Origin of the sequence: Adlercreutzia sp. ZJ141 (genome assembly GCF_011038965.1) — a bacterium.
Classification (GTDB): domain Bacteria; phylum Actinomycetota; class Coriobacteriia; order Coriobacteriales; family Eggerthellaceae; genus ZJ141.
The window spans coordinates 1-24,542 of sequence record NZ_JAAKEB010000001.1 but is presented as its reverse complement, the minus strand read 5'-3'; the positions used below and the strand labels follow the sequence as shown (position 1 = coordinate 24,542).

Genomic DNA, 24,542 nt, shown 5'->3' with positions numbered 1-24,542 from the left:
GCGGGGAAAAGCAACTCGGCCCATCTTGCAGGCTACACGTAAATGAAGCTGACTACCACCATGGGTCGCGTCTTCGTGCGATCCCATAGCAGGCTGCGCAACGCGTCTTTCACCGCCTTCTCTAAGTCGCGACCACGCAAACCCCGGCTGAGCGCCTTGTTCATGGCGCGGGCGACGCAGTTCTGCGCGTCATCGGCAAGATATCCGTCATCGCCACCAGCAACACCGTGCAGCTCAACGTTCACCTGCCCAACCAGCGAATTCTTCGCGCCCGACACGGCTGCAGCAACCGCAGCGAAGCCTTGTGCCGATAGTGCACTGCGCTCGTCAAGCACGTCCTGCGACGTGTCACCCACCGACAATCCGTCCACAAACACAATGCCACTTTGCACCGTTTCACCCCGACGGATGCCGTCGGCGGACAGCTCGAGTGATTCGCCGTTCTCGCAAATGAACACGTTTTCAGGTGCCACCCCCGTCGCTTCAGCCAGTTTGGCGTGAGCGCGCAGATGTGTTGCCTCGCCATGCACGGGCATAAACGCATGCGGTTTCACAATGGACAGCACAAGCTTCAGTTCTTCGGCACCAGCATGCCCCGATACGTGAACCCGAGCACGCGACTTGTCGTACACATCCAGCCCCAGCTTCGCGAGCGCGTTGATGACCTTCGTCACCGCTTTCTCATTGCCAGGAACAGGCGTTGCCGACACAATAACCGTGTCGCCCGCATCGAGCGAGATTGTCTTGTGCTCGCCGTTGGCAATGCGCGCCAACGCCGACAGTGGCTCGCCTTGGCTACCGGTGCACATGATAACCACGCGCTCGGGAGGAATGCCCTTTATGTCATACGCGTCGATGATGTCGTTGTCGCTAATGTTGAGGTATCCGAGCCGTCGCGCGATGTCGGTGTTTTGCACCATCGATCGGCCCGTCACCACCACCTTGCGCCCGTTTTTCACCGCTGCGTCACAAATCTGCTGCATGCGGTGGATATGACTAGCGAACGACGCGATAATCACGCGGCCCGTTGCTCGCGAAATAATCGCGTCGAGCTCTTTGCCAACTTCAGCTTCAGAAGGCGTGAAATTGGGGTTTTGAGCATTTGTCGAATCGGACATCATGAGGTCAACACCCTCCCGCCCAAACCGGGCGAGCGCGCCGAAATCGGTGGTTACGCCATCAATTGGCGTTTGATCGAGCTTGAAGTCGCCTGTATGCACCACGGTACCAGCGGGCGTTTTGAAGCGCACGCCAACCGCGCCTGGTATCGAGTGGTTGACCGCGAAGAACTCAGCTTCCATGCAGCCGAGTTTGACAGTCTGACCAGCTTTGATCTCGCATAACCGGGCATTTTTGATGCGATGTTCGGCAAATTTGCCCTCGATAAGCCCCAGTGTGAGCTTCGTCGCATAGATGGGAATGTCAAGCCCTAAATCCTTCAGCACGTACGGAAGCGCTCCGGTGTGGTCTTCGTGCCCATGGGTGATAACGATGCCTCGAAGCTTGCTCGCGTTTTCCAGCAGATACGTGTAATCGGGCAAAATGAGGTCAACACCTGGGTGGCTATCATCGGGAAACATAAGACCGGCGTCATCGAGGATCATGTCGCCCTCGCATTCGAACACCGTCATGTTCTTACCAATGGCGTCAAGACCTCCCAGTGGGATGATCTTGAGCACCGACCCACGCTTGCCGGTCTTGTGCTGCGGCAGACGGCGCCTGCGTTGACTCTGCGGCAACGATATATCGCCTGCGGGCATGTCGGACTTCGATCCTTTTGTTAGCTGAGGGCGTTTGCGCTCGAGCTTGACATGACGATACGACCGCGTAGTGCGATCGCCCTGCTTGTTCCGCTGGCCATCCTCGCCGTTCTTCGGCGTATTATTCGATTCCATTACATCCTTTCGTTCGAGCGAAGTGGATGAGAGAAACACCGATCAATTCCGTCAGTCCAACGCTGACGAGTCGGTTCCAGCCAGTATTTCTCTAGAGAATGCCCACCTCGCGCATGACGTCGGCAAGCCGCTCGGACTGCTGGCGCGTGGCCCTCACCAAAGGAAGGCGCACGCCTCCCACGGGAAAACCGAGAAGGCGTAATGCCTCCTTCACAAGAATGGGATTGGAAGTTTCAAATAAGCCCTCCATCAGTGGCAACAAGCGCTCATTGGCCCGCTTTGCCGCATCCCAGTCGCCCGAAGCACACAGCTCGACGATTTCCTTCATACGGGCAGGAGCCACGTTTCCTGTGGTGGAGATGACCCCCACGCCGCCTTGCTTCATGATTTCGCACGTCGATGCGTCGTCACCGGAATACACGTTGAAGTGCTCCGGTGTTTCGCGTGCGATCCTTCCCACCTGATCCATGTCGCCTGAACATTCCTTCACGCCGACGATGTTATCAAAGTCCCTCGCCAAGCGGATGGTAGTGTCGGCCTGCATGTTCACCACGCAGCGACCAGGTATGTTATACAGCACTACCGGAAGATCGACACTACGCGCGATTGATCCGAAATGCTGGTACATGCCCTCTTGCGGAGGCTTGTTGTAGTACGGCACAACGCAAAGGAAGCCGTCAACTCCAATGCCTTGCACTTCGCGCGCAAGTGCGATGGAATCGGACGTACAATTGCCGCCGACGTTAGCGATAACAGGAACACGCCCACGGGCGACCTCGGCAACCGTGCGAAACAGGTCCATCTTTTCGGCATGCGACACCGTGGGACTCTCGCCGGTGGTAGCACATACGAGCAACGAATCAGCGCCGCCCGCTATCAGACGGTCTGCCAACGCTTCAGCCGTTTTCAGATCGACATTGCCCATCTCATCGAAAGGCGTGATCATTGCAGGGATCATGCGACCGAACAAAAGCTGACTCATTGCGCGCTCCTCACTTGGCGGCCGCGCGCATCGGATGCGGCCGCATTGGTACCTTTTTTCAGTAACTGCATATTATGGCACACCATTATGCGCAGCATGAAGCCTACATCATGAAGTTCTCCAAACCGACAATCAAACCGCACCGTTCACCAACGCTGCGGATACCCAGCAGCACGCCAGGCATGTAGGACGTGCGATCCCATGAATCATGTCGGATCGTAAGCGTCTGGCCCATGGAGCCGAAGATAACCTCCTGGCTAGCAACAAACCCCGAAGAACGAACCGCGTGCACCGGCACACCATCAATGAGCGCCCCGCGCGCGCCTTCGGCACCAGCAATTTCGGTTTCACGGCCCGGGGCTTCACTTTTGTGGCCACCGCGCGCACAGGAGATAATCTGTGCCGCACGCATTGCCGTACCCGAAGGAGCATCCAGTTTGCGCGCATGATGAAACTCGATAACCTCTGCTTCGGGAAAGAAGGGTGCCGCTGCCTTCGCGAACTGCATCATAAGCACCGCACCCGTGGTGAAATTCGGGGCGTAGAAGAGACAGGTATCTTCTTGCGCGGTGGCGGCAAGCGCTTCGAGCGCATCGTTCGAAAGCCCGGTAGTGCCCACCACGCAGTTCACACCACGCGGCAAAGCGACGGCAAGATTTCCTTCCACTACGTCCGGCCGCGTGAAGTCAACAAGCACGTCAACCTCATGCGCGTCAAGCGCCGCTTCAACAGAAGCGTACACAGGAAATACAGCATCGCCCTGTGCAAACGGGTCAACCCCGCAAACAACTTCCATGTCACTCGCAGCGGTGATGGCATCCACCGCTGCCGAACCCATCCGTCCCGCGCAACCAGCAACAGCTACCTTAATCATAGTTCTCTCCATTCTATTGTTCCGCGAAGGAACAGCGAAACATCCACGACGCTACGAGCCCGCCATGCACCCATGCTTGCGGTTCCAAACGTAACAGCGCTTTCCCTTTCCCCGTTATGTTATAACGCGCATGCTCGACAAAGCCAGCAAGAAGGGCTCTGGTGCCCGGAATTACCCCGCCTCAAGACCAAGCGCATGTCAAGCGTGCCGAGTCTTACATACGGAGCAAGGACGGGTGCCAGAGCCCTTCGCAGCATCAAGGTTATTGCAGTTGCGTCAGCAACTGCAATACAAATTACGCCTCATGCCGACGACGTGGTGTGCGACTGCCCTGACCGGGACGAGGCCGCTCACCACGACGGTCGCCGCGCGGACGATCATCGCGATCATGACGCGCGGGAGCGGAACCTTCGGGCGCATCGGGCTTTTCCAGGCGATCCAACGAAATCTTGCCTGTCTTCGGATCAATTTCGAGCACCTGCACCTTCACCACATCGCCAAGCGACAGCACATCCTCCACCTTACCAACGCGGCCATTCGCCATGCGACTGATATGCAGCAGACCGTCTTTACCAGGCGTCAGCTTGATGAATGCACCGAAGTCCTTGATACCCACGACCTCGCCTTCGTAGATTTCGCCCACCTCGGGCTCCTTCACGATGCCGAGGATCATAGCCTTGGCTGCAGCGCCAGCGTTGCCGTCAACCGCAGCGATATGAATGGTGCCGTCTTCCTGGATGTCGATGTTTGCACCGGTTTCATCCTGAATGCCGCGGACAACCTTGCCGCCGCTACCGATGACGTCTCGAATCTTGTCAACCGGAATGTGGATAGTTTCGATGCGGGGCGCGAACTCGGAGAGCTCGGTGCGGGGAGCTTCGATTTGCTTGAGCATAGCCTGTAAAATGTACGCGCGACCCTCATGCGCCTGCTTGAGCGCACGCGACAGAATGTCCACGGAAAGACCCTTCGCCTTGTTGTCCATCTGAAGTGCAGTGATACCGTTGCGGGTTCCGCACACCTTAAAGTCCATGTCACCCAGGAAGTCCTCGAGACCTTGGATGTCCGAGAGCACCACTACGTCGTCGCCTTCCTTGATCAAACCCATAGCGATGCCGGACACTGGCTCTAAGATAGGAACACCCGCATCCATGAGCGCAAGCGTGCTGCCGCACGTGGAAGCCATCGACGAGGATCCGTTCGATTCCAGCACCTCAGACACCACGCGGATGGCGTAGGGGAAATCGTCCTCACTGGGCAGCACCGGCAGTAAAGCGCGCTCGGCCAGCGCACCATGCCCGATCTCGCGGCGCTTGGGCGCACCCATGCGACCAGTTTCACCCGTGCAGTACGGCGGGAAGTTGTACTGATGCATATACCGCTTGCCTTCAGCGGGGTCAATGGTGTCCAAACGCTGCCATTCGTTGAGCATACCTAACGTGCACACGCTCATCACCTGGGTCTGACCACGCTGGAACAAACCCGAACCGTGCACGCGAGGCAGATAACCCGGCACGATGTGTAGCGGGCGAATCTCTTCAGGGGCACGGCCGTCAGCGCGCTCGCCTGTTTCGATAACCATCGCACGCATGGCATGCTTCTCGAGCTTCTTCAGCTCGGCGGCGATGTCGCCCTTCCAGTTTACACGCTCGTCCTCGGTGAACTGCTCATCGGTGATGCGACGCTTCAACTCGTCAACTTTACCCATACGCGCAAGCTTGTCGGCATCCTTCAAGGCCGCAGACATGTCGGCTGCAAAGGGCGCAACGCGCTCGGCGATGGAAGGATCAGCCACATGAATGGTCCATTCGCGAGGCTGGATGTCGCACTTGTTCAAGAACTCCTGCTGCTTAGCGCAAAATGCCGCAATGGCTTCCTGACCAAAAGTCATAGCGGCCAACATGTCCTCTTCGCTGACTTCCTTCGCACCCGCTTCAACCATGGAAATATAGTCAGCGGTGCCGGCAATAGTAAGCTCGAGATCCGACGCCTCCTGCTCTTCGTACGTGGGGTTTACAATAAACTCACCCGTGTCTACGTTGCGACCGATACGCACGCAGGCAGCGGGGCCGTCGAAGGGCGCGGCGCCCAACATGAGCGCAGCGGAGGCACCCATGACACAGATGGCGTCGGGCGGATTCACGCTGTCACACACAAACGTAGTTGCCACCACATGAACTTCGTGCTTAAAGCCCTCAACGAAACCCGGACGGATGGGGCGGTCGATCATGCGAGCCGTGAGCGTGCCCTTGTCCGACGGCTTTGCCTCACGCTTCAAGTAGCCGCCCGGAATGCGACCAACCGCATACATCTTCTCGATAAAGTCGACCGTCAGAGGGAAGAAGTCGTAATCGCGTTCTTCGTCGGATATGACCGCTGTCACAAGCACGGTTGTGTCACCCTGAGTAACCAATACCGCTCCCGACGCCTGCTTTGCAAGCTCCCCCGTTTCGAGCCGATAGCTCTTGCCGTACAGCTCGAAGGACTCGACGATTTTGTTCATAGATTCATGTCTTTCTCTTCTGTCCCGCATGCCCTATTGCACGCGGACTTCTTCGATGGCGGCTACTTAGGGTTCGGCGCCATCACGACCAGCAACGCCCTTACGCTTCCGGCCGTCTCAGGAGCTTTCGCTCCTAAACGAAGGCCCGCCGAAGCGGGCCTTAGTCCTCTTAGATGTTGTCGCGGATGCCGAGTTTCTTGATGAGAGCGCGGTATTCATCGATATCGCGGTTCTTGATGTACTTCAGCAAGCCGCGACGCTTGCCAATAAGCATCATCAGACCACGGCGAGAATGGTTGTCCTTCTTGTGCACCTTCAGATGCTCGGTGAGGTTACGGATGCGCTCGGTAAGGATCGCAACCTGAACCTCGGAGCTGCCCGAATCGTGCTCGTTCTTACCGAACTCCTTAATGAGCTCAGCGGTGCGCTCTTTGGAAATGCTCAGCTTGTCGGCCATGATGTCCACCTTTCGTCATGCGGGGTTGCTACCCCACCACTCACGCGTGCCATCGGCCAGATGACGCGCGCCTTATTCACTGCCCGACCGCTGAGTACCCATACGACAACCATGAAAACCAAGCGGAAGGGGATGCTGAAAAACACAGCCCATCCATTATAGGGCGCGAACAGCGGAAAACAAGCGAAAAGCCCGCTCGCCACACCTTCCGCACATCATGTGCGCCCTGCCTGTGCCTCGTTAATTTGCGAAGCCAGCACTACCGAGTAGCACCCGCAGCGCGCTGCGCCTCGCGCAGCCCCGCCACCAGCTGATCGGCACACGAGGTTGGCTTAGGACCGCAGGTATTACCCTCGAGCAGCTCGGCCACTTGATCGACGGTCATGCCGCGCACCAGCTTAGAAATGGCCTTCAAGTTCCCGTTACAGCCACCAATGAACTGCACATCTCCCACCGTATCACCCTCAAGATCAATGCATATCGCTTGAGCGCAAACGCCTCGAGTTATATACGTGTACATATTTTGCTTCCTTTCCTTCTTCACATGCTTTCGAAACGGATCGCCTCGTCAGAACAATCCGCAGGAGAACAGAAAATCGAGCGACTTCAGATTCGCGCCCACATGATACTGCGTCCAGCGTTGGCAAAGCCGCAATGCACCGAAGCTACCATTCCGGTCAACCGTCATACCTGATATTTGCTCGAATGTCGAGTACAGCAGCGTCTCTGACCACGCGAGTGCAGCAGCAGGCATCGCCACCGACTCACATCGTCGCGCACAGGCGGGGCACACCACGCCACCCTCTTCGCACGAAACGGGCACGAGCTCCTGACATGTGCGCAGATTGATTGTCGCATCACAGCAAACGCAACGCGTAAGCTGCGGCTTAACACCCGAAAACGCCAGCGTTTTCAATAGCAACGCGGCGCACATGGCCAGCGCATGGTCGACATCTGCGGCAGCCATGGCGGAAAATGCCGTAGACGACAGCGCAAACAACTTACAGTTTGAAAGCCCTGTCTGCGACACCTTCCCCAAAAGCTCAGCCCCTGCAGAAGCACAGGTTGACAGTTCAAGCGAACTCCTGAGAGCAACGTTGCTGGCATTAAGGCGAACTTCCTTCACGATGTCGAGGTTTCTACCCTTCGCCAGCAGCATATCAACGTGAGAATACAGTTCAAGACGCGCAGCGAACGAGCTCGTCGGTTTGCGTGCCCCTTTGGCAACCGCGCGCACCTGAGAGCCATCATCGGCCAAAAACGTAACAATCAGGTCGCTTTCGCCGAGTTTGGTTCGGCGAAGCACTATCGCACGAGCGGTATACGTAGCCGTTGACACAAGCTACGCCCTTATGACACACTCACGATGTTGTTGTTGGCGTCCCATACGATAACGCCCGACTTCTGTTTGTTCGATCCGTACACTGTTTCACCGTCGAGTACGGTAACAGCAGCACACGTGACCGTAAATGACGTAGTGTCATTACCTTCGTAGGCAACCGAATCAACCGACATGATCGCATAGCTCACCCCGCCAAGCGTGATGCTGCCAGCTCCTTGCAGATAGTTCATCGCCGCAGCCTCGAGCTCGGCACCGCGCGATTTTGCAAGCTGAATAACCACAACAGACCCACTCGGCAGCTTCTCGCCCGCTGCGGGTTCTGTCCCTAAAACGGTACCCTCGGCGACAGAGTCGTCGTACACGTAGGCGACATCGTAAACGTACCCTTCACCTTCAATGGCGGCAATCATTTCGTCCCAAGTAAGACCCATCACGTCCGGAACGCAATACGGTGCAGTAACGGTAACGGTGATACTCGTGACCGCTTTCGCCTTCTCACCAGCTGCAGGCGTCACGCCCACGACCAGCCCTTCCTGCTCATCGGATTTCTGAGTTTCCACCTTCACCTGCTCAAATCCCTCTTGTTCGAGCAGAGCGAGCGCTTCATCACGCTGCATGCCAACAACATTGGGGATACTTCTCGACTGCGAAACGTGGATGACAACCTCCGAGCCAGCCGACACGCGGGAGTCAACGCCAGGATCAACCATGAGCACGAGCCCTTCAGTTTCATCCGACTTGACCTTTGTTTCACGCACGGAAAAGCCTTTGCTCTCGAGCATAAAGGTCGCATCAGCCTGCGTGAGCCCCACTACATTGGGAATAGTCTTGCCACCCCACATTTCGAATTGATACGTCAAGCCCAACGCCGCCACACCAATTGCAATCAAGCACACGGCAACGAGAAGCCCTGCCTTTAGCTTGCCGGAGCGCTTGGGAGTCTTCTGCTTTTGGTCTTGCTTTTGTTCTTGCTGCGCCTGTCTGCGAGCCTGCTCTTGCGTCTGTTCAGCCTGTTTTAGCTTCTTCGCCGCATCCCCTTTGCGGAACAAGCCCTTCTTTTCGTTTTGATCGGGCGCACGGAAATCACGGCGCGGAACAGATGGCGCGTCGTCGATGCGGGGCAACTCCATCGTGTCACCCGAGTTCCATGACACGCGCGGCGGCACATACCCAGGTTCAACGAGGCATTCGTCAAAACCACGAAGATCGAGCGTAAATTCGGATTGAGGAAGATCCTCTTCATCATCGCTTTCGTCATCGCGGTGCACACCGGCATGCGGCCCCGAATGAAACGGGGCAGCATCCAACGATTCGAGGCTGTCGGACGGCTTTGCGTCGCCATCTGCATCGACAGCTTCGAGTTCCTGCGTCCGATCAACATCTGCCGTAGAGCTACTAAGATCAGCCGCATCCGACTCAGGAACTATTTCAGGAAGCAACGGCCTGCCACATTCGTCACAGAACTTCGCGCCTTCCCTGTTTTCCGATCCGCATTGAGAGCAAATCATACGCACGCTTTCTCGCAAAACCCAACCGAGGGAATTGTATCCCAAGCACGTGGTTTTTCTTGGGTCTTACCTGCTCCCAAGCCAAAACATGCACCAACATTCCATGCCGCGCGATACACTACCATGTATCGGTGTGCACAGCGCGAGCGCACCCTCTTATTCCCCGTAGCCAAACCGCCTGATTTGGTTTGCGTCGCGTCTCCAGTTTTTCTTCACCTTTACTTCGAGGTCAAGATACACCCTGGTACCCAAAAGTTGCTCTAAATCGGCACGCGCTTCGGTACCAATACGCTTGATAGCAGCGCCACGTTTGCCAACGATGATACCCTTCTGACTTTCGCGCTCCACATAAATGGTCGCGGCAATACGGTGAAGGTCCTTTTTGCGATCGTAGTCCATATGATCGACCGCAACACCAATGGCGTGCGGCACCTCATCGCGGAAACCGCGCAGTATCTTCTCACGCACGAACTCCGCAACGACTACCTCGATAGGCTGGTCGGTATCCATGTCGGCGGGAAACCACATCGGTCCCTGCGGCAGCAGGAACTCAACTTCCTCAATGAATGCATCGATGTTGTGGTGGCGCGTCGACGACAACCCCACCATTGCATCCCAGTCGGCAAGCGCTTCGGTAGATGCGCGCTGCACTGCCAGCGCTTCACCACGCACCAGATCGGTCTTCGACAGCACGCAGATTTTGCGAGCTCGGCTTCGGCGGATTTGCGCGGCAACCCATTCGTCTCCACGGCCGATAGGTTGCGACGAGTCGATAACCATTGCCACCACGTCAACGTCCTCAAGGGCTTTCAGTGCGCTAACGTTCAGCTCTTCACCCAGCGCATCGTGCGGCTTGTGCAGACCCGGCGTATCTACGATGACAATCTGCGAACTCTCGCGCGTTAGCACGGCGCGGAATCGATGGCGCGTCGTCTGGGCCGTGTTCGACGTGATGGCAATCTTTTTTCCCATAACGGCGTTCAGCAGCGTCGACTTGCCCGCATTCGGGCGTCCGACAAGCGTCACAAAACCCGATTTGAACACCGCGCCGTCCGATACGTTCGCGTCTTGCTCATGACATACGTCACCCGATGGAGCACCAGGAAACTCAACCACACCTGCAGCCAGCGCCTCTTCTTCGTCCCAATCCGTCGGATCGAATACCTCAAAGTCGTTCATAAGCTTGGCCTTTCTAAAGCAGCGCGAGCAAGGGCCCGCCAAAAACAGCAATCGCCACAGCAACCGATCCCAACGCGCACAGCAACACGCACCCCGCAGCGCAATCCTTCGCATGGCGAGCGAATTCGGAGTAGCCGGGCGACACCGCATCGACAATGAGCTCAATTGCGGTGTTCATGCATTCGGTCGCAGTCACTAAAGCAATGCAGATCGCAACCGCCGCCCACGAGTGAGCATCGATACGCAGCCACACTCCCAAGACAATGGCGAGCACAGCAAATGCAAGATGTATCTTCATGTTGCGCTGCGTAACAACGGCATATCCAATGCCCCGCGCCGCATACAGAAACGAGTGTGGAAGTGTCGTGTGACCAGCAGCGTACGACGCACCATCGTGCGAAAACCGTTCGCAGTTTCCGCAGTCCAACCGCGATACGCGCTCTTTATTGGACATTAGCGCTTTGCCCATTCGGCGAGCAGCTCGGCTTCGCGGGTCTCCATAACCTCGGCCTCGTCGTCTTCAATATGGTCGTAACCACACAGATGCAACAGTCCGTGCACGAGCAGCAGACTGATCTCTTCCTCAAAGGTAGTACCGAACTCCTGCGTCTGGCGAGCGGCGACGTCAGGTGCGATAACGATGTCGCCCAACTCGTACACTTCGCCATCGCCTACCGCCGGCATTCCATCGTCAATGCCATCACATTCGAACGACAGCACGTCGGTCGGACCGATCTTTCCGCGATAACGCTCGTTCAGTTCGGCAATGATCCCGTCTTTCACGAAGTTGATGGATACTTCAGTCATAGACGGTTGCTGTTCACGCACTAAAACGAACTGCGTTAGCTCGTGCAGTGGCATGCGCTCAAGATCATCAAAACGGTAATCGTAATTGATTTGTATTTCCATAGGTTACACTCCCACCTTTACGCTTTTTCGTATGCCGCTACGATGGAGGCCACAAGCGAATGCCTGACAACATCACTTCCCGTGAACTCACAGAAAGCAATGTCGTCGATACCGCCGAGAATACGCTGGGCTCCTTTCAAACCCGATACCCCACGGGGAAGATCGAGCTGCGTGACGTCACCGGTTACAACCATCTTTGTTCCGAATCCTAAACGCGTTAAAAACATCTTCATCTGCTCGGGCGTCGTGTTCTGCGCTTCGTCCAAGATAACGAAACTGTTGTTGAGCGTACGCCCTCGCATGAATGCCAACGGCGCGATCTCGATAATGCCATTCTCGAGCAGCTGCCCAGCCTTCTCCATATCAGTCATGTCGAATAGCGCATCGTAGAGCGGTCGGATGTACGGATCAACCTTCTCGGTAAGCGTTCCTGGAAGAAACCCCAGGTTCTCCCCCGCCTCGACAATGGGACGGGTGAGCACGATGCGGTCGACCTCTTTGCGCTTCAGCGCCGCCACGGCAAGCGCCATAGCCAGGTAGGTTTTACCTGTGCCAGCTGGTCCAATACCGAACGTGACAGTATGCGAGCGAATGGCGTCAACATAGCGCTTTTGCCCCGTCGTCTTCGGACGAATGGCGCGGCCGCGGTACGTGAGCAGGATATCCTCGCGCAATGCATCGGGCGAAAATGCCGCCGAACGCAACAACTCAACAGAGTGGGTAACGTAGTCGGCCGTGGCGATTTCGCCCCTTTCAGCCCGCTTAATCAGATCAGAGAACAACGCGGTTAGCGTTTGTACCTCGGATGGATCGCCTTCGAGCGCAATAACATTACCACGCACGGTCACCCGCGAAGAAAACGCAGCTTGGATGGCGCGCAGGGCTTCGTCGGCAGGCCCAACAAGAAGCGTCATATCGACGCTTCCGGGAACAGTAAGTGAGATTTGAGTCGCTTCAGTCATGGCCGACATTGTAACACGATCACCATGCTCTACCGGCGCTTCTTGCGCGCTTTGCCTTTGGTCTCGCCGCTCCCGCCGCCGCGCGGACGCGAGGGACTGTTCCCGCCGCCGCGCGGACGCGAGGGACTGCTACCCTTCTTTGGACGCACCAGGCATTCGCTCCCATAGCCGATAAGGTCAGTACGACCTGCTTTTCGCAGCGCCTCGCACACCAAATCGCGGTTTTTCGGATTTCGATACTGAATAAGAGCCCGCTGCAGCGCCTTCTCATGTGGACTTTTCGGCACAAAAATTGGCTCCATCGTGCGGGGATCCACACCAGTCGCATACATACAGGTTGACACCGTCGAGGGTGTCGGGTAGAAGTCCTGCACCTGCTCGGGCATGTACCCTAAATCGCGTACATATTCGGCAAGTTCAATGGCAGCATCAAGCGTCGAACCCGGATGCGACGACATCAGATACGGCACGAGATACTGCTTCTTTCCGAGCTCGTCGTTGAGCTGAGCATAGCGTTTTATGAAACGCGTGTATGCCTGGTTTTCCGGCTTGCCCATCGCCTGCAGTACCGTATCAGACACATGCTCGGGGGCGACCTTCAACTGACCGCTCACGTGGTATTCGGTGAGCTCACGTAGGAAGTCATCACCGCAAGTAGTATCGGCCAACACGTAATCGAAGCGGATGCCCGAACGGACGAACACCTTCTTCACACCGGGAAGCATTCGCAGCTTACGCAGGAGTGCCAGGTAATCGGAGTGATCAGCCTCAAGCTTCCGACACGGCTTGGGTGCCAGGCAACGCTTTCCCACGCACGCGCCCCGCTTGAGCTGAGCAGCACATGCTGGTTGCCGAAAATTCGCGGTCGGGCCTCCCACGTCGTGCAGATAACCCTTGAAGTCGGGGTCTTGTGTGATCAAGCGTGCCTCATCAATAAGCGATTCATGGCTGCGCGACTGTATGATGCGCCCCTGATGGAACGTAAGCGCACAAAACGAACATTCACCGAAGCACCCCCGGGCGCTTGTCAGGCTGAACTTAACTTCACGGATTGCAGGCACACCACCAGCAGCTTCGTAGGAAGGATGGTATGCGCGCATATATGGCAGACGATACACGGCGTCCATTTCCTGCTGTGTGAGCGGCTGCGCTGGCGGATTCTGTACGACATACAGGTGGTCGGAATATGGCTCAACTAAACGCTTTCCCTGAAATGGGTCGCTGTTGGCGTACTGCACCTGAAAGCTGCGGGCATATTGCAAGCGATCATCAAGCATGCTCTGATACGACGGAAGTTCAACAGCATCGTACACGTGTTCAAGCGATGTTGTGCGGTACACCGTGCCGTCGATAAACGTGATATCACGGATATCTAAGCCAGCATCGAGTGCTTCAGCAATTTGAATAACGGAATGCTCTCCCATGCCATACGACACCAGGTCAGCGCCGGAGTCAAGGAGGATCGACCTCTTTAAGCGATCGGACCAGTAATCATAATGGGCCATCCTACGCAAGCTCGCCTCGATACCGCCTAAGATAATGGGCACGCGCTTGTACGTGCGCCGAATAAGGTTGCTGTACACAACCGTCGCATGATCAGGACGTAATCCCATGCGCCCACCTGGCGAATAGGCATCGGTTTTACGACGGCGCTTTGCCACCGTATAGTGGTTCACCATGGAATCCATGTTCCCCGACGACACAAAAAAGCCCAAGCGCGGCTCGCCAAACACAGTCATACTCACTGGATCACGCCAATCAGGCTGCGCAATGACGCCCACCTTAAACCCGTTCGCCTCAAGCAACCGCGTGATGATGGCAGCACCGAACGAGGGGTGATCTACGTATGCGTCACCACACACGTAGACGAAGTCAACCTGATCCCACCCTCGATCAAGCATCTCATCTCTGCTTATCGGAAGAAAGCCCACGCGACGCACCTGCCAAGCCGTATTGATTCAAACACTTGTTGCAATTCAGTGTAGCGAAACCCCACACCACCGGCAAACCCACGTGCGCACAAGACATCCCACCTACATGCCTTCAAGTTACATACGGGAGCTTTGCGCTTCCTCGAACGGCAGGGGATCATCCTGACCCCGCCAATGAGCAACGTCGAACTGAGCTGTCCAATGCCCAAGTGCACGGACGACTATCGTCGTCGCGAACACCATCATCGCCGAGACGAGCGCCGAGCACAAACACAACGAAGCAATCACGCAAAATGCTGCGAACAGCGCCATGCCGAAGCCCCGCGGCCAGACATGAGCACCTCCCCCTGATACGATCCATGCAACAAGCAGGCCAAGCCCCTCAATAACGATCATTAAAACAAGAACAACCCCCACAGCAGCAAGCGAGAGTAAGGCCGCCATACCGGCGATGCGCAGCAGTCCGTTCATATCGTAGCGGATCATCGTCCAAATGCGGTTTATCTGCAAACCCGAAGCAAGCCGTCCGTAAATGCTTGCACGCATCGAGCCCACCAACGCGAACATAACAGCAATGAGCGATGCCGCCAGTGTGATCATCGGAGTGGCAACATGCGCAACTGGCACCAAGTTAAGGAAGCGTTCAGCTACGCTGCCGCCAACGTCGGACACGCCTTCATACAAACACGACAGGAGAAAAGGAGCAAGACTAAACAGAAACAGTATGACCAAAACAGAGGCGCCCCGACTATACAGCAAGCCGTCGACGTTTCCGAAAATACGAGCAGGAAGCGGCGCACGCACGCCCCAAGCGATCTCACGCGCCCAACCAAACAGGTACCCAAGAACCACGATCCACCCGAATACAGGGATAAGACTCACCAGCGTCAAAAGGAGCAGCTTGCCAACCCAACCTGGCGAACCACTAACATCACTCCAAGCTGTATCGAAATAGCCTTGTTGCACGAATGCTCCTATCCTGCGTTTCCTTATAATGAGAAGAACGCCCTAGTGTGAGTACACCGCACCTCGTTTCAATCAGCGCTTCCCCCGAAACTATACGACGTAGCAATCCATGCGTGCAAAGCGGTTACCACGTTGTCACTTTCCACTACACAACGAAAAGCGAGGGTCCTGCAGATAATGCAAGAATCCCTCGCTTCGTACGTGACGTCATTGTGCAGTATGCGCGACAACGCCTTTGTTTTCGCTCATAGAGCGGAGAAGCTCTTTACTTCAAGGTAACGGCAGCGCCGGCTTCCTCGAGCTTAGCCTTAATCTCTTCAGCCTTCTCCTTGGCGATGCCCTCCTGGATGGCCTTCGGAGCGCTCTCCACGACCTCCTTGGCCTCCTTCAGGCCCAGGCTGGTGATCTCGCGGACAACCTTAATGACGGCGATCTTGTTGTCACCGAAGCCCTCGAGCACGACGTCGAACTCGGTCTTTTCCTCGGCAGCAGCAGCACCATCAGCCGGAGCAGCGGCCATAACGGCAGCCGGGGCGGCGGCGGAAACACCAAAGGTTTCCTCAATCATGGAAACAAGCTCGCTGGCCTGCAGAAGGGTCATTTCCTTCAGCGCCTCAATGATCTCTTCGTTGGTCATTTCAATTCCTTTCGTTTCGCTGCGCTCATGCAGCTTGTTTTCTCACTATAGAGGCGCGCGTCACCGCGCGCATGCAGCGCTTACGCTGCGGGCTTTTGCTCGGACACCGCCTTGATGGCACGAGCCAAGCCACTGGGCACGCCGTTGACGCACACGGCAAGGCCGCGGGCAACGCCGCTGATGGCACCAGCGATCTGGGCGAGCAGCTGCTCGCGAGACGGCAGCGAGGCAATGGCCTCCACCTGATCGGCATCCACGAACGCACCGTCCATCATGCCGCCCTTGATGACCAAGTTCGGGTTCGTCTTCGCGAACTCCTTGATCGCCTTAGCCGAAGCGGCAACGTCGTTGCCGGAGAAGACGAACGCGGACGGACCTTCCAGCACAACGTCCAAATTCGGCAGCTCGAGTTCCTCGAGAGCGATGTGCATGAGCGTGTTCTTATACACTTTCATGCGAGCATCTGCTTCACGAATCGTACCGCGAAGCGCTTCGATTTCCTTCACGCTCAGGCCGCGGTAGTCCACAACCCACATCGCGTTTACGCCGTCCAGATCACCCTTAATCTTCTCAAGCGTTTCCTGGTTCTTCAAATTGGGCATGCAATACACCTCCTTCTCTTCCAAGCTCGGGTTCCGCCCATCTACGGGTGGGATCGTCACTCGAAAGAACGACCCCCGCCGTTTGAGACAGCGGGGGTCGTCGAAAGCGTGAGCTTGCAATGACCACCTCGGCGGGCCGCACTCATGCGTTTAAGCCTTTCGGCACCTGCTGTCTGCAGCAGCGGAACGGTTTCTCTTTCACTACCTCGCAAAAGGCAGCTTGTCCATTTTTACATCACGATTCAATTTGTCAAGGGGAAGCCGACAGTTTCTCGACTTCCCCACAAAAGATCAATAGCGTGCTCGACTGCTCGGCTCACTCAACAAAGCGTGCCCGAGTCTCTTGCTTCACGGGATGTGGCTGGCTTTATACCTTAGCAGCCCTATCTCATCCAGCAGCCTGCACATCCGTGAAAGCGACACAGCATCAGACATCAACCGTAGCCGCATCATCCTTCGAAGCATCACCTTCACCCGATGCTTGCTCATCCGCTGAAGCATCGTCGGCTGGTGTGCCGTCAGCAGAAGCCTGCGTATCATCAGCAAGAGCGCGCCCCTTGACCGAGATAATCTCGCTCACTGCACACAGCGTGCCACCTTCCACATAGGTAAACGAAACTTCATCGCCCTCTTTAAATCCAACCACCTCAATCAGCGCCGGAATAGCGAAGTCGTAGATGTTGTCGTCGCCCACAAGCGTCACGTAGAAGTGGGAGTTACCCTCCACCACCGCCTGTGCGATGTGGTCGATAACGCCCGTCGCCGTAGTGCCCTCGATTGGTGTTTCGGAATCGACCGCAACACCATTCGTGGCGAGTAGCGTCTCGTAGGCCTTTTGGCATTCCGCCACCGTCGCGCCGATCGCAACGTTTTGGTAGCGTTGAATATCGACCATTGCGAACTGCTTCACCAAACCAGCGTCATCCTTCAACGACATGAAGTACGTGGGTTGATTCGATACGTTAATAAGCAACGGGAACGTGGCACTATAGCGCAAGTTTTGCACCTGGCCCTCGGCCGACTGCATCGCCGATTCTTCAGTCGCACCCGATACGGAGTAGAAATGCGACTCAGCAGTACGTTGGTTAACTAACACGAAGCCCACAATCGAATTGTCCGCCGTAGCGGAGGTGACTCCGGTGTACACCCACACGTCATCATCCTTGGCGATGTAGTTGTACCCAAGCTGACCATCGGCACCCGGCGTTGTTTGCACCACACCCGACTGTCCGAGCCACGAGTTCAGCCAGCCATTCGAGTACCGTCCGCTCCAGTTGTACTGCTGAATGAGCAGGTTTGCAGGATACGCACGGTCAACCCACTGCGGAACCTCATCAATGGCAAGATCCTGACACTCTCCTGTTGTAGCATCACACATGACCACACGATTGACGGTCGTTCCGCCGAACAAACCAATCGTTCGTGTTTGCACCGGACAGATCCACCACGGACGCCCGTCTTCGTCTATCTCAAAGGACTTCTCATCGAACATATAGAAGGGATACTTCAACTGAACGTGGCGATCGATGTTTCGAACCAATGGTTCAGACTGCGAGTAATGGATGGGGTTGTCACCCAACCGTACGATCTCTGCATCCTGTGTAGTCATATCAACTAGCGAGTATGCCGGGATACCCTGTTCACGATTCGTGAACCATTTAAACAGGTCGGCGTAACCCAAGGGACTGACGCGCACTGGCGAACTCTGGTAGTTGATCTGGCTGTATAGCGGGGATATCTCGAACTGGCTCACGTACTCGGCGATAGAACCCATTTCACGATTGCCGAGTAGTATCGCAGAATCGCGGTCGATAACGGGAATCTCGGAATAATCAACCTGTTGTATATCTGTCGCAAAGTCGAGAGTGTCGGTTTGCAGGATGTTCGCGTATTTCGAGGCATTACCAGGAAACAGTGCAAGCGACATCAGGGAGCCCACAACGCCTACCACCACTACAGCAACCGGCAAAAACGACGCCACACGGAACGCCTTTGCTTTCCCAGGATTCGCCTCAACCTTGCTGGTTCCCCGCTCATAGGTTTTCGATTTCATTCGCAGGAAGATAAAGCAAGGCAGTACGATAAACACCACAACGAATGTCCACGTGTCCACGCTATGCACGTTGATGGGCGGATGGAACCACCAATATGCCGCCGCAAGCACAACGATAGCCAGAATAACGAACACGATAAGCGCACGTTTTCCCCAGGTGTGCATGTTGTCGAAGAATGGGATGTTAACACCCATTCCATCAAACGGGTTCCCCGGACCACCTCCCGCACGGCGAGTATGACCCGAATCGCCCGGGGCCTTGCCGCCAGCAGACGCTGTAAACGGACGACTCTGTTCACCAACGCCCGATCCATCGGCAGTCTGCGCGCGCCGTGGTCCATCCGCATCGGGGTCTGCTCCAAAGTCGACGTTCATCCCCGACATCTTAAGAGCCTCGATCAGCGCGTCGAATCCTGAAGGTTGCTTCATGTGATCACCTCATAGCAATGTTGGCAGTTATCGTGTCACTATACACGAAAACACCCGACCGCATGCGACGATCGGGTGCTCCCGTGACACTTTCGTTACCATGGACCGTGCGTGAACCTACCTCAAGCTCTTTGGCATGCCAAGCCTACACGCCTTCCACCCAAACGGGACAGCTTCCCAAGCAAACTGCGAAAGTACGCCCTACGCAAACCAACAAGACAGCCCTATCAGGATAAACCGCTACATGTCTTGCTCAACAAGCTGTCGAAGCACGTACTGCAAGATACCTCCGTGCTCGTAATAGCGACCTTCGGTTGGTGTATCGATGCGCACCACAGCCTTAAACGTCGTGCTTGAACCATCCGCACGCGCAGCTTCAATCTCCACCTCAGCCGGTTCGGGTAAGCCACTCGAGAAGTCAACCGCACCGATCGTGTAGCGCTCCGTACCATCAAGACCAAGACGCTCCGCGTTTTCACCATCCTTGAACTGTAGTGGCAACATACCCATACCAATGAGGTTTGACCGATGAATGCGCTCGAAGCTTTCTGCGATGACAGCGCGTACGCCGAGCAATGCTGGCCCCTTCGCCGCCCAATCACGCGACGATCCACTGCCGTACATCTTGCCTGCCAACACCACGAGTGGTACGTCTTGCTTTGCATAGCGTTGCGACGCATCGAAGATAGTGTCTATCTTGTTGTTCAAAACATCGAGTGTCCAACCACCACGACGCCCTTCTGCTAGCAGATTTTGCAACTTCACGTTGGCGAACGTTCCGCGCATCATCACCTCATGATTACCGCGTCGGCTTCCATACGTGTTGAAATCCGCATCCGCCACGCCACGTTCGTGCAAATAGCGCGCCGCCGGAGAGTCCGGTGCAATGGCACCCGCCGGGGAAATGTGGTCGGTGGTGATAAAATCGCCGAAGCGTCCGATAGCAACCGCATGATCGATAGCTGCTGGCGATGAAGGATTGTACCCCATGCCGTCGAAATACGGTGCGCGGCGCACATATGTCGAATTCTCATTCCACGCAAATAAATCACTCTGGTCGGCACCAAGAGCCTGCCATGCTTTATCTCCCTCATACAGGCCCCGCGAACCTTCGCGATACAAATCGGCTGTGACAAAACGCTCCATCAGATCGGCCAACTCAGCTTCGTCGGGCTGGATATCAGCCAAATAGACTGGTTCCCCTTGATCGTTAAGCCCAAGTGAGTCGGAACTCAAGTCGACGTCCATCGTGCCTGCCAGCGCATACGCAATCACGTTCGCCGGAGCCATCAGGTAGTTCTGTGACACATCGGGAGAGATGCGACCTTCGAAGTTACGATTACCCGACAAGACACTCGCAAGCTCAATCTCGTCAGCAACGTCGTGCATAGAATCGATAATCGGACCCGAATTACCAATACAACTCATGCAGCCGAACCCGCATGTGTAAAAGCCCAATTGTTGCAAGCCTTCCAGCAATCCAGCTCGCTCGAGCAGAAGCTCAGTCGCATGGCTACCTGGTGCCAAAATGGTCTTCACCCACGGCTTCGGGGCAAGGCCCTTAGCGGCGGCGTTGCGCGCCATAAGGCCGCATGCCAGCATCATTGCCGGATCGGTCGCTGTTGTGCAGCTGGTAACCGCAGCAATAGCAATAGCCCCATGGCTTAAACGATGCGTCTGACCTGCAACACTCACGTCAACCGCTTTCGACCGGTCAAGACCGCGCTGCTCGCAAACGGCTTCGAAACGGCCATGCGTATCGGCTAAAGCAATGCGGTCGTGAGGCCGCGACGGACCGGCGACGTTACGTGTCACCTCGGACAGATCGATCTCAACGACATCTGAATACGTGCGCGCGGAGACATCCGCATCAAGCCACAGACCCTGTGCTTTCGCATACGCTTCAACCAGCGCGACCTGCTCATCACTGCGACCGGTCAACCGCAAGTAGTCAAGCGTCCGATCATCCACGGGGAACAGCGTGCACGTGCTGCCGTACTCGGGCGTCATATTCGATATACAAGCACGCTGCGTGGCAGACAAGCCCGACACACCTTCGCCATAACACTCGACGAAGCAACCAACCACACCTTTGGCACGCAGCTCGCTTGCGAACGTAAGCGCCACGTCCATGGCCGTCACGCCCGGCTGCAATGCGCCGGTGAGGTGCACACCCACCACGCGCGGTACCAACGTTGTGATCGGCTGTCCAAGCGCCGCGGCTTCGGCTTCAATGCCACCAACACCCCAGCCCAGAACACCAATACCGTTCGCTGTCGGCGTATGAGAATCGGTTCCCACCAGCGTATCGAAATAGACAACCGGCGTTTCGTCAGCACCTACCAAACCATTCGGCGACTTCATGACTACGTGCGCAAACTGCTCGATGTTCAGCTGATGGCAAATACCCATTCCTGGCGGGACAATACGCACATTCTCGAAAGATTCCTGTGACCATTTCAAGAAGTCATAGCGCTCCTTGTTCCGCTGAAACTCAAGCTTCATATTCGCCGCAAGCGAACCGGCACATCCCGCCTCGTCAGCAATCACCGAATGATCAATAACCAAATCGCAAGGAATCTGCGGGTTGATCTTCTTTGGATCACCACCAAGCTCGGCACACGCCTCGCGCATAACGGCGAAATCAACAAACACTGGCACACCCGTAAAATCTTGGAATAGCACACGAGCCGGAGAGAACTCAACTTCTTCGCCTACACAACCAGCAAGGCCCGCTTCCACAATGCGACGAGCGTTTTCTTCGGCCGCCTCAGACGTGCGTGCGGTGCGCAAGGCGTTTTCAAGCACAACTGTCAGCGAATAGGGCAACTTTTCGCTTCCCGGGATGGCTGACACCGGAAAATACGTATACGACGCTTCGCCAACCTGCAACGACGCAGCGAATCTCGAATCAACGACGGCCATCAAACCCCTCTTTCCTCATAAGAATGCAGCTTTTCCGCCGCAACAGCATACGAACGCGAAAACCGCGAGCTACCGCAAGTACCATAGAATCGGTTACGCCAGCTTTCCCATTGCCTCAATGAGGGCATCGGTAAACTCCGTGCAACCAACTGCTGGCGCGTCTGACTTCGTCGCCCACCGAATATCAGCCGTCAAGCTTTGACCCTCAGCGTAAACGACACGAACCGCCTCTCGAATGCGACGCGCAGCTTCAAGCTCTCCCAAATGATCGAGCATCATGGCGGCCGACAGAATTTCAGCAGTCGGATTCGCCTTATCCTGTCCCGCGATGTCGGGAGCTGATCCATGCACGGCCTCAAACACAGCATATTCTTCGCCGATATTCGCACCTGGGGCAATTCCTAAGCCGCCCACCAATCCCGCAGCCAAATCGCTTGCAATATCGCCATACAAGTTGGGAAAAACCACAACATCAAACTGTGACGGATCGATAACCATGTTCATACAGAACGCATCGACGATCTTGTCGTCGAAGGCAACCCTTCCTTCGTATTCTTTAGCAACCTCGCGCGCCTCACGCAAGAACAGACCATCGGAGTACTTCATGATGTTCGCCTTATGTACGGCAGTAACCTTCTTGCGCCCGTGCTTGACCGCATAGTCGAAAGCATAGCGAACGATGTTGCGCGTCGCAGTGATGGAAATAGGCTTGATGGAAATGCCAGAATCTGAGCGGATGGCCCCCGCATCCTGTTCTTTACAGAACGCGATCAGATCGGATGCCGCCTGCGAGCCCTCTTCAAACTCGACGCCAGCATACAGATCTTCTGAATTCTCTCGAACAATCACCAGATCAACATCGTTATAGCGCCCACCAGCACCTTCAATAGAAAACACGGGACGTAAGCACACGTATAAGTCAAGCGTCTTACGTAACGCCACATTTACGCTGCGAAAGCCCGTTCCCACCGGTGTCGTACATGGACCTTTAATAGCAACCTTGTTGCGCTTCACCGCTTCGATGGTAGCGAATGGAAGCGGTGTCCCGCATTCCTCGGCGCATGCTGCACCAGCCTTCGCAAGCTCCCATTCAATATCCGCGCCGCTCGCTGCGACGACGCGCTGCATGGCAGCCGACGTTTCGAGACCGATGCCGTCACCAGGAATGAGCGTTACAACATGACGAGACATAGATGCACTCCTCTCAAGCTAACATCATAGCAATGCGTAAGCGTTGTAATGATGTCATACAATAACGGGGTTGCGCAAAACGAAGGACGAAATGACGTTTTATGCACGCAAATTGTCGAGTATCTGCTGCGTGCGGCGCTTCAGTGAACCCTTGCCATTCTTCGCGTCAAAACTCACACGTGCCGCAAGTGCCTCTTTTACCTCATCATCGAGATCACCCGACGCGAACGCAGCTACAGCAGTCAACATATCATGGAACTCCGCATCACCGTGATAGCATTGGATCGCCTCTTCAATCAACGGCCACGCTCTCTTCGAACGCTCTACGTCAGTCGCACCGTACGCACAAAGAAACCTCAACGCCGACAACCGTACGAACCCGCTTCCTTCTTCGAAGAGAGCATCTTCAGCAGCAGGAAACACGTCATCACCAATTGAGGGGTCGTACGCTGCCAGAGCAGACAAAGCTTTGAAGCATTCCCAGCGCGTTCGCGCCTCACGACAATCAAGAGCAGCTACAAGGGATGAAGCAAACGGTGTCAGCGCTTGCGGATTAACTTGGGCATATTCACTCATGGCAATTGCGGCGTTTTGCCGCTCGCGACGAGATTCAGACGCAAGCTGCGCGACCGTATCCCCAAGATCTTGTTCGGTATAATCAGACGTCATTTATAACCTTCTTACGCAGAGATCCTCATTTGCGGTTGAAATTATACCGCGCGATCACAGCAAATCGAAGTTAAGAAGACAAAGCCGACTCATTCGTCAGAGCGAAATCTATCCTGGAATAATTCAATAGTGATACCAACCGATGAATCCCCCATCCAAGCCCCGCCACGCACGTCCAAGCAAGCAAAAGGCCCCGCACGATACGGGGCCTTGTTTGTTGTTGTGGGATAAAGGGGCCAAACACACATGTGGCACTAAAACACACATGTGCCCCCCGCGAGCGCGGCACCCTATCCTCCCACGGGCTTGCCCCGCAGTACTTTCGGCGATGGCGGGCTTAACTACCGAGTTCGGAACGGTATCGGGTGTGTCCCCGCCTCCATGGCCACGCTCGCGGGGGGCACACCGTTTGGTGATTTGCCCCAACGCGTCGCGTCTATACGACACCTTGTGAGTAGCGCATCTTTCGCTACCCTGGCGGTTGCATAGCGCACAGTAATCAACTGATTATAGCTAACAAAGACGAAT

At 55.8% G+C, this 24,542-nt stretch carries 20 protein-coding genes, 1 rRNA gene and 1 other annotated feature; all 21 genes read right to left on the bottom strand.

Features of this window, described 5'->3' with window-relative positions:
- Positions 1-32: 32 nt before the first annotated feature.
- The 21 genes from G7Y44_RS00105 to rrf all read right to left on the bottom strand — a co-directional run bounded on the left by G7Y44_RS00105 (position 33) and on the right by rrf (position 24,407).
- Positions 33-1,895 carry a ribonuclease J gene (locus G7Y44_RS00105; protein WP_165246586.1) on the bottom strand — a complete coding sequence of 621 codons (1,863 nt, stop codon included), beginning with the start codon at positions 1,893-1,895 and terminating at the stop codon, positions 33-35.
- 91 nt (positions 1,896-1,986) lie between these two features.
- Entirely contained in the window at positions 1,987-2,877 is an 891-nt protein-coding gene (dapA, locus tag G7Y44_RS00100; RefSeq protein ID WP_165045136.1) for a 4-hydroxy-tetrahydrodipicolinate synthase, read from the bottom strand.
- Between the two features lie 103 nt (positions 2,878-2,980).
- Positions 2,981-3,751: a 4-hydroxy-tetrahydrodipicolinate reductase gene (dapB, locus tag G7Y44_RS00095; protein ID WP_165246584.1), complete on the bottom strand. Its 771-nt coding sequence runs from the start codon at positions 3,749-3,751 to the stop codon at positions 2,981-2,983.
- A 295-nt stretch (positions 3,752-4,046) separates the two neighbouring features.
- Positions 4,047-6,254 carry a polyribonucleotide nucleotidyltransferase gene (locus tag G7Y44_RS00090; protein WP_165246582.1) on the bottom strand — a complete coding sequence of 736 codons (2,208 nt, stop codon included), beginning with the start codon at positions 6,252-6,254 and terminating at the stop codon, positions 4,047-4,049.
- A gap of 169 nt (positions 6,255-6,423) precedes the next feature.
- A complete protein-coding gene (gene rpsO / locus G7Y44_RS00085) occupies positions 6,424-6,711 on the bottom strand; it encodes a 30S ribosomal protein S15 (RefSeq protein ID WP_165045130.1) in 288 nt (95 codons plus the stop codon).
- Positions 6,712-6,970: 259 nt separating this feature from the next.
- Complete coding sequence (locus G7Y44_RS00080; protein ID WP_165246580.1) at positions 6,971-7,231, bottom strand: TIGR03905 family TSCPD domain-containing protein; 261 nt, start codon at positions 7,229-7,231, stop codon at positions 6,971-6,973.
- Between the two features lie 48 nt (positions 7,232-7,279).
- Positions 7,280-8,050 carry a DNA repair protein RecO gene (recO, locus tag G7Y44_RS00075; RefSeq protein ID WP_165045126.1) on the bottom strand — a complete coding sequence of 257 codons (771 nt, stop codon included), beginning with the start codon at positions 8,048-8,050 and terminating at the stop codon, positions 7,280-7,282.
- 11 nt (positions 8,051-8,061) lie between these two features.
- On the bottom strand, positions 8,062-9,561 hold the full coding sequence (locus G7Y44_RS00070) for a PASTA domain-containing protein (RefSeq protein ID WP_165246578.1): 1,500 nt from the start codon (positions 9,559-9,561) through the stop codon (positions 8,062-8,064).
- A gap of 156 nt (positions 9,562-9,717) precedes the next feature.
- The gene (gene era / locus G7Y44_RS00065) at positions 9,718-10,740 is read right to left on the bottom strand and encodes a GTPase Era (protein WP_165246576.1); all 1,023 of its coding nucleotides are present in this window, start codon (positions 10,738-10,740) and stop codon (positions 9,718-9,720) included.
- Positions 10,741-10,753: 13 nt separating this feature from the next.
- Positions 10,754-11,194, bottom strand: a complete 441-nt coding sequence (locus G7Y44_RS00060; RefSeq protein ID WP_241159107.1) for a diacylglycerol kinase family protein — start codon at positions 11,192-11,194, stop codon at positions 10,754-10,756.
- A complete protein-coding gene (gene ybeY / locus G7Y44_RS00055; RefSeq protein ID WP_165246572.1) occupies positions 11,194-11,649 on the bottom strand; it encodes an rRNA maturation RNase YbeY in 456 nt (151 codons plus the stop codon). Before ybeY ends, G7Y44_RS00060 begins: the two co-directional genes overlap by 1 nt.
- A gap of 17 nt (positions 11,650-11,666) precedes the next feature.
- Complete coding sequence (locus G7Y44_RS00050) at positions 11,667-12,611, bottom strand: PhoH family protein (protein WP_165246570.1); 945 nt, start codon at positions 12,609-12,611, stop codon at positions 11,667-11,669.
- A 29-nt stretch (positions 12,612-12,640) separates the two neighbouring features.
- Complete coding sequence (locus G7Y44_RS00045; RefSeq protein WP_241159106.1) at positions 12,641-14,542, bottom strand: YgiQ family radical SAM protein; 1,902 nt, start codon at positions 14,540-14,542, stop codon at positions 12,641-12,643.
- Positions 14,543-14,659: 117 nt separating this feature from the next.
- Positions 14,660-15,508, bottom strand: a complete 849-nt coding sequence (locus G7Y44_RS00040) for a DUF4013 domain-containing protein (protein WP_165246568.1) — start codon at positions 15,506-15,508, stop codon at positions 14,660-14,662.
- A gap of 265 nt (positions 15,509-15,773) precedes the next feature.
- Positions 15,774-16,151, bottom strand: coding sequence for a 50S ribosomal protein L7/L12 (gene rplL / locus G7Y44_RS00035; RefSeq protein WP_165045225.1), 378 nt, complete (start codon positions 16,149-16,151; stop codon positions 15,774-15,776).
- Positions 16,152-16,225: 74 nt separating this feature from the next.
- The gene (gene rplJ / locus G7Y44_RS00030; protein WP_165045113.1) at positions 16,226-16,747 is read right to left on the bottom strand and encodes a 50S ribosomal protein L10; all 522 of its coding nucleotides are present in this window, start codon (positions 16,745-16,747) and stop codon (positions 16,226-16,228) included.
- A 57-nt stretch (positions 16,748-16,804) separates the two neighbouring features.
- Positions 16,805-16,944, bottom strand: a sequence feature (ribosomal protein L10 leader region).
- Between the two features lie 230 nt (positions 16,945-17,174).
- Complete coding sequence (locus tag G7Y44_RS00025; protein WP_241159105.1) at positions 17,175-19,229, bottom strand: Tat pathway signal sequence; 2,055 nt, start codon at positions 19,227-19,229, stop codon at positions 17,175-17,177.
- A 240-nt stretch (positions 19,230-19,469) separates the two neighbouring features.
- Positions 19,470-22,154 (bottom strand): aconitate hydratase AcnA, encoded by a 2,685-nt coding sequence (acnA, locus tag G7Y44_RS00020; RefSeq protein ID WP_165246566.1) that lies wholly within the window; start codon positions 22,152-22,154, stop codon positions 19,470-19,472.
- 93 nt (positions 22,155-22,247) lie between these two features.
- A complete protein-coding gene (locus G7Y44_RS00015; RefSeq protein WP_165246564.1) occupies positions 22,248-23,345 on the bottom strand; it encodes an isocitrate/isopropylmalate dehydrogenase family protein in 1,098 nt (365 codons plus the stop codon).
- A gap of 99 nt (positions 23,346-23,444) precedes the next feature.
- Positions 23,445-24,014 carry a hypothetical protein gene (locus tag G7Y44_RS00010; RefSeq protein WP_165246562.1) on the bottom strand — a complete coding sequence of 190 codons (570 nt, stop codon included), beginning with the start codon at positions 24,012-24,014 and terminating at the stop codon, positions 23,445-23,447.
- 277 nt (positions 24,015-24,291) lie between these two features.
- A 5S ribosomal RNA gene (rrf, locus tag G7Y44_RS00005) occupies positions 24,292-24,407 on the bottom strand.
- Between the last annotated feature and the right edge of the window lie 135 nt (positions 24,408-24,542).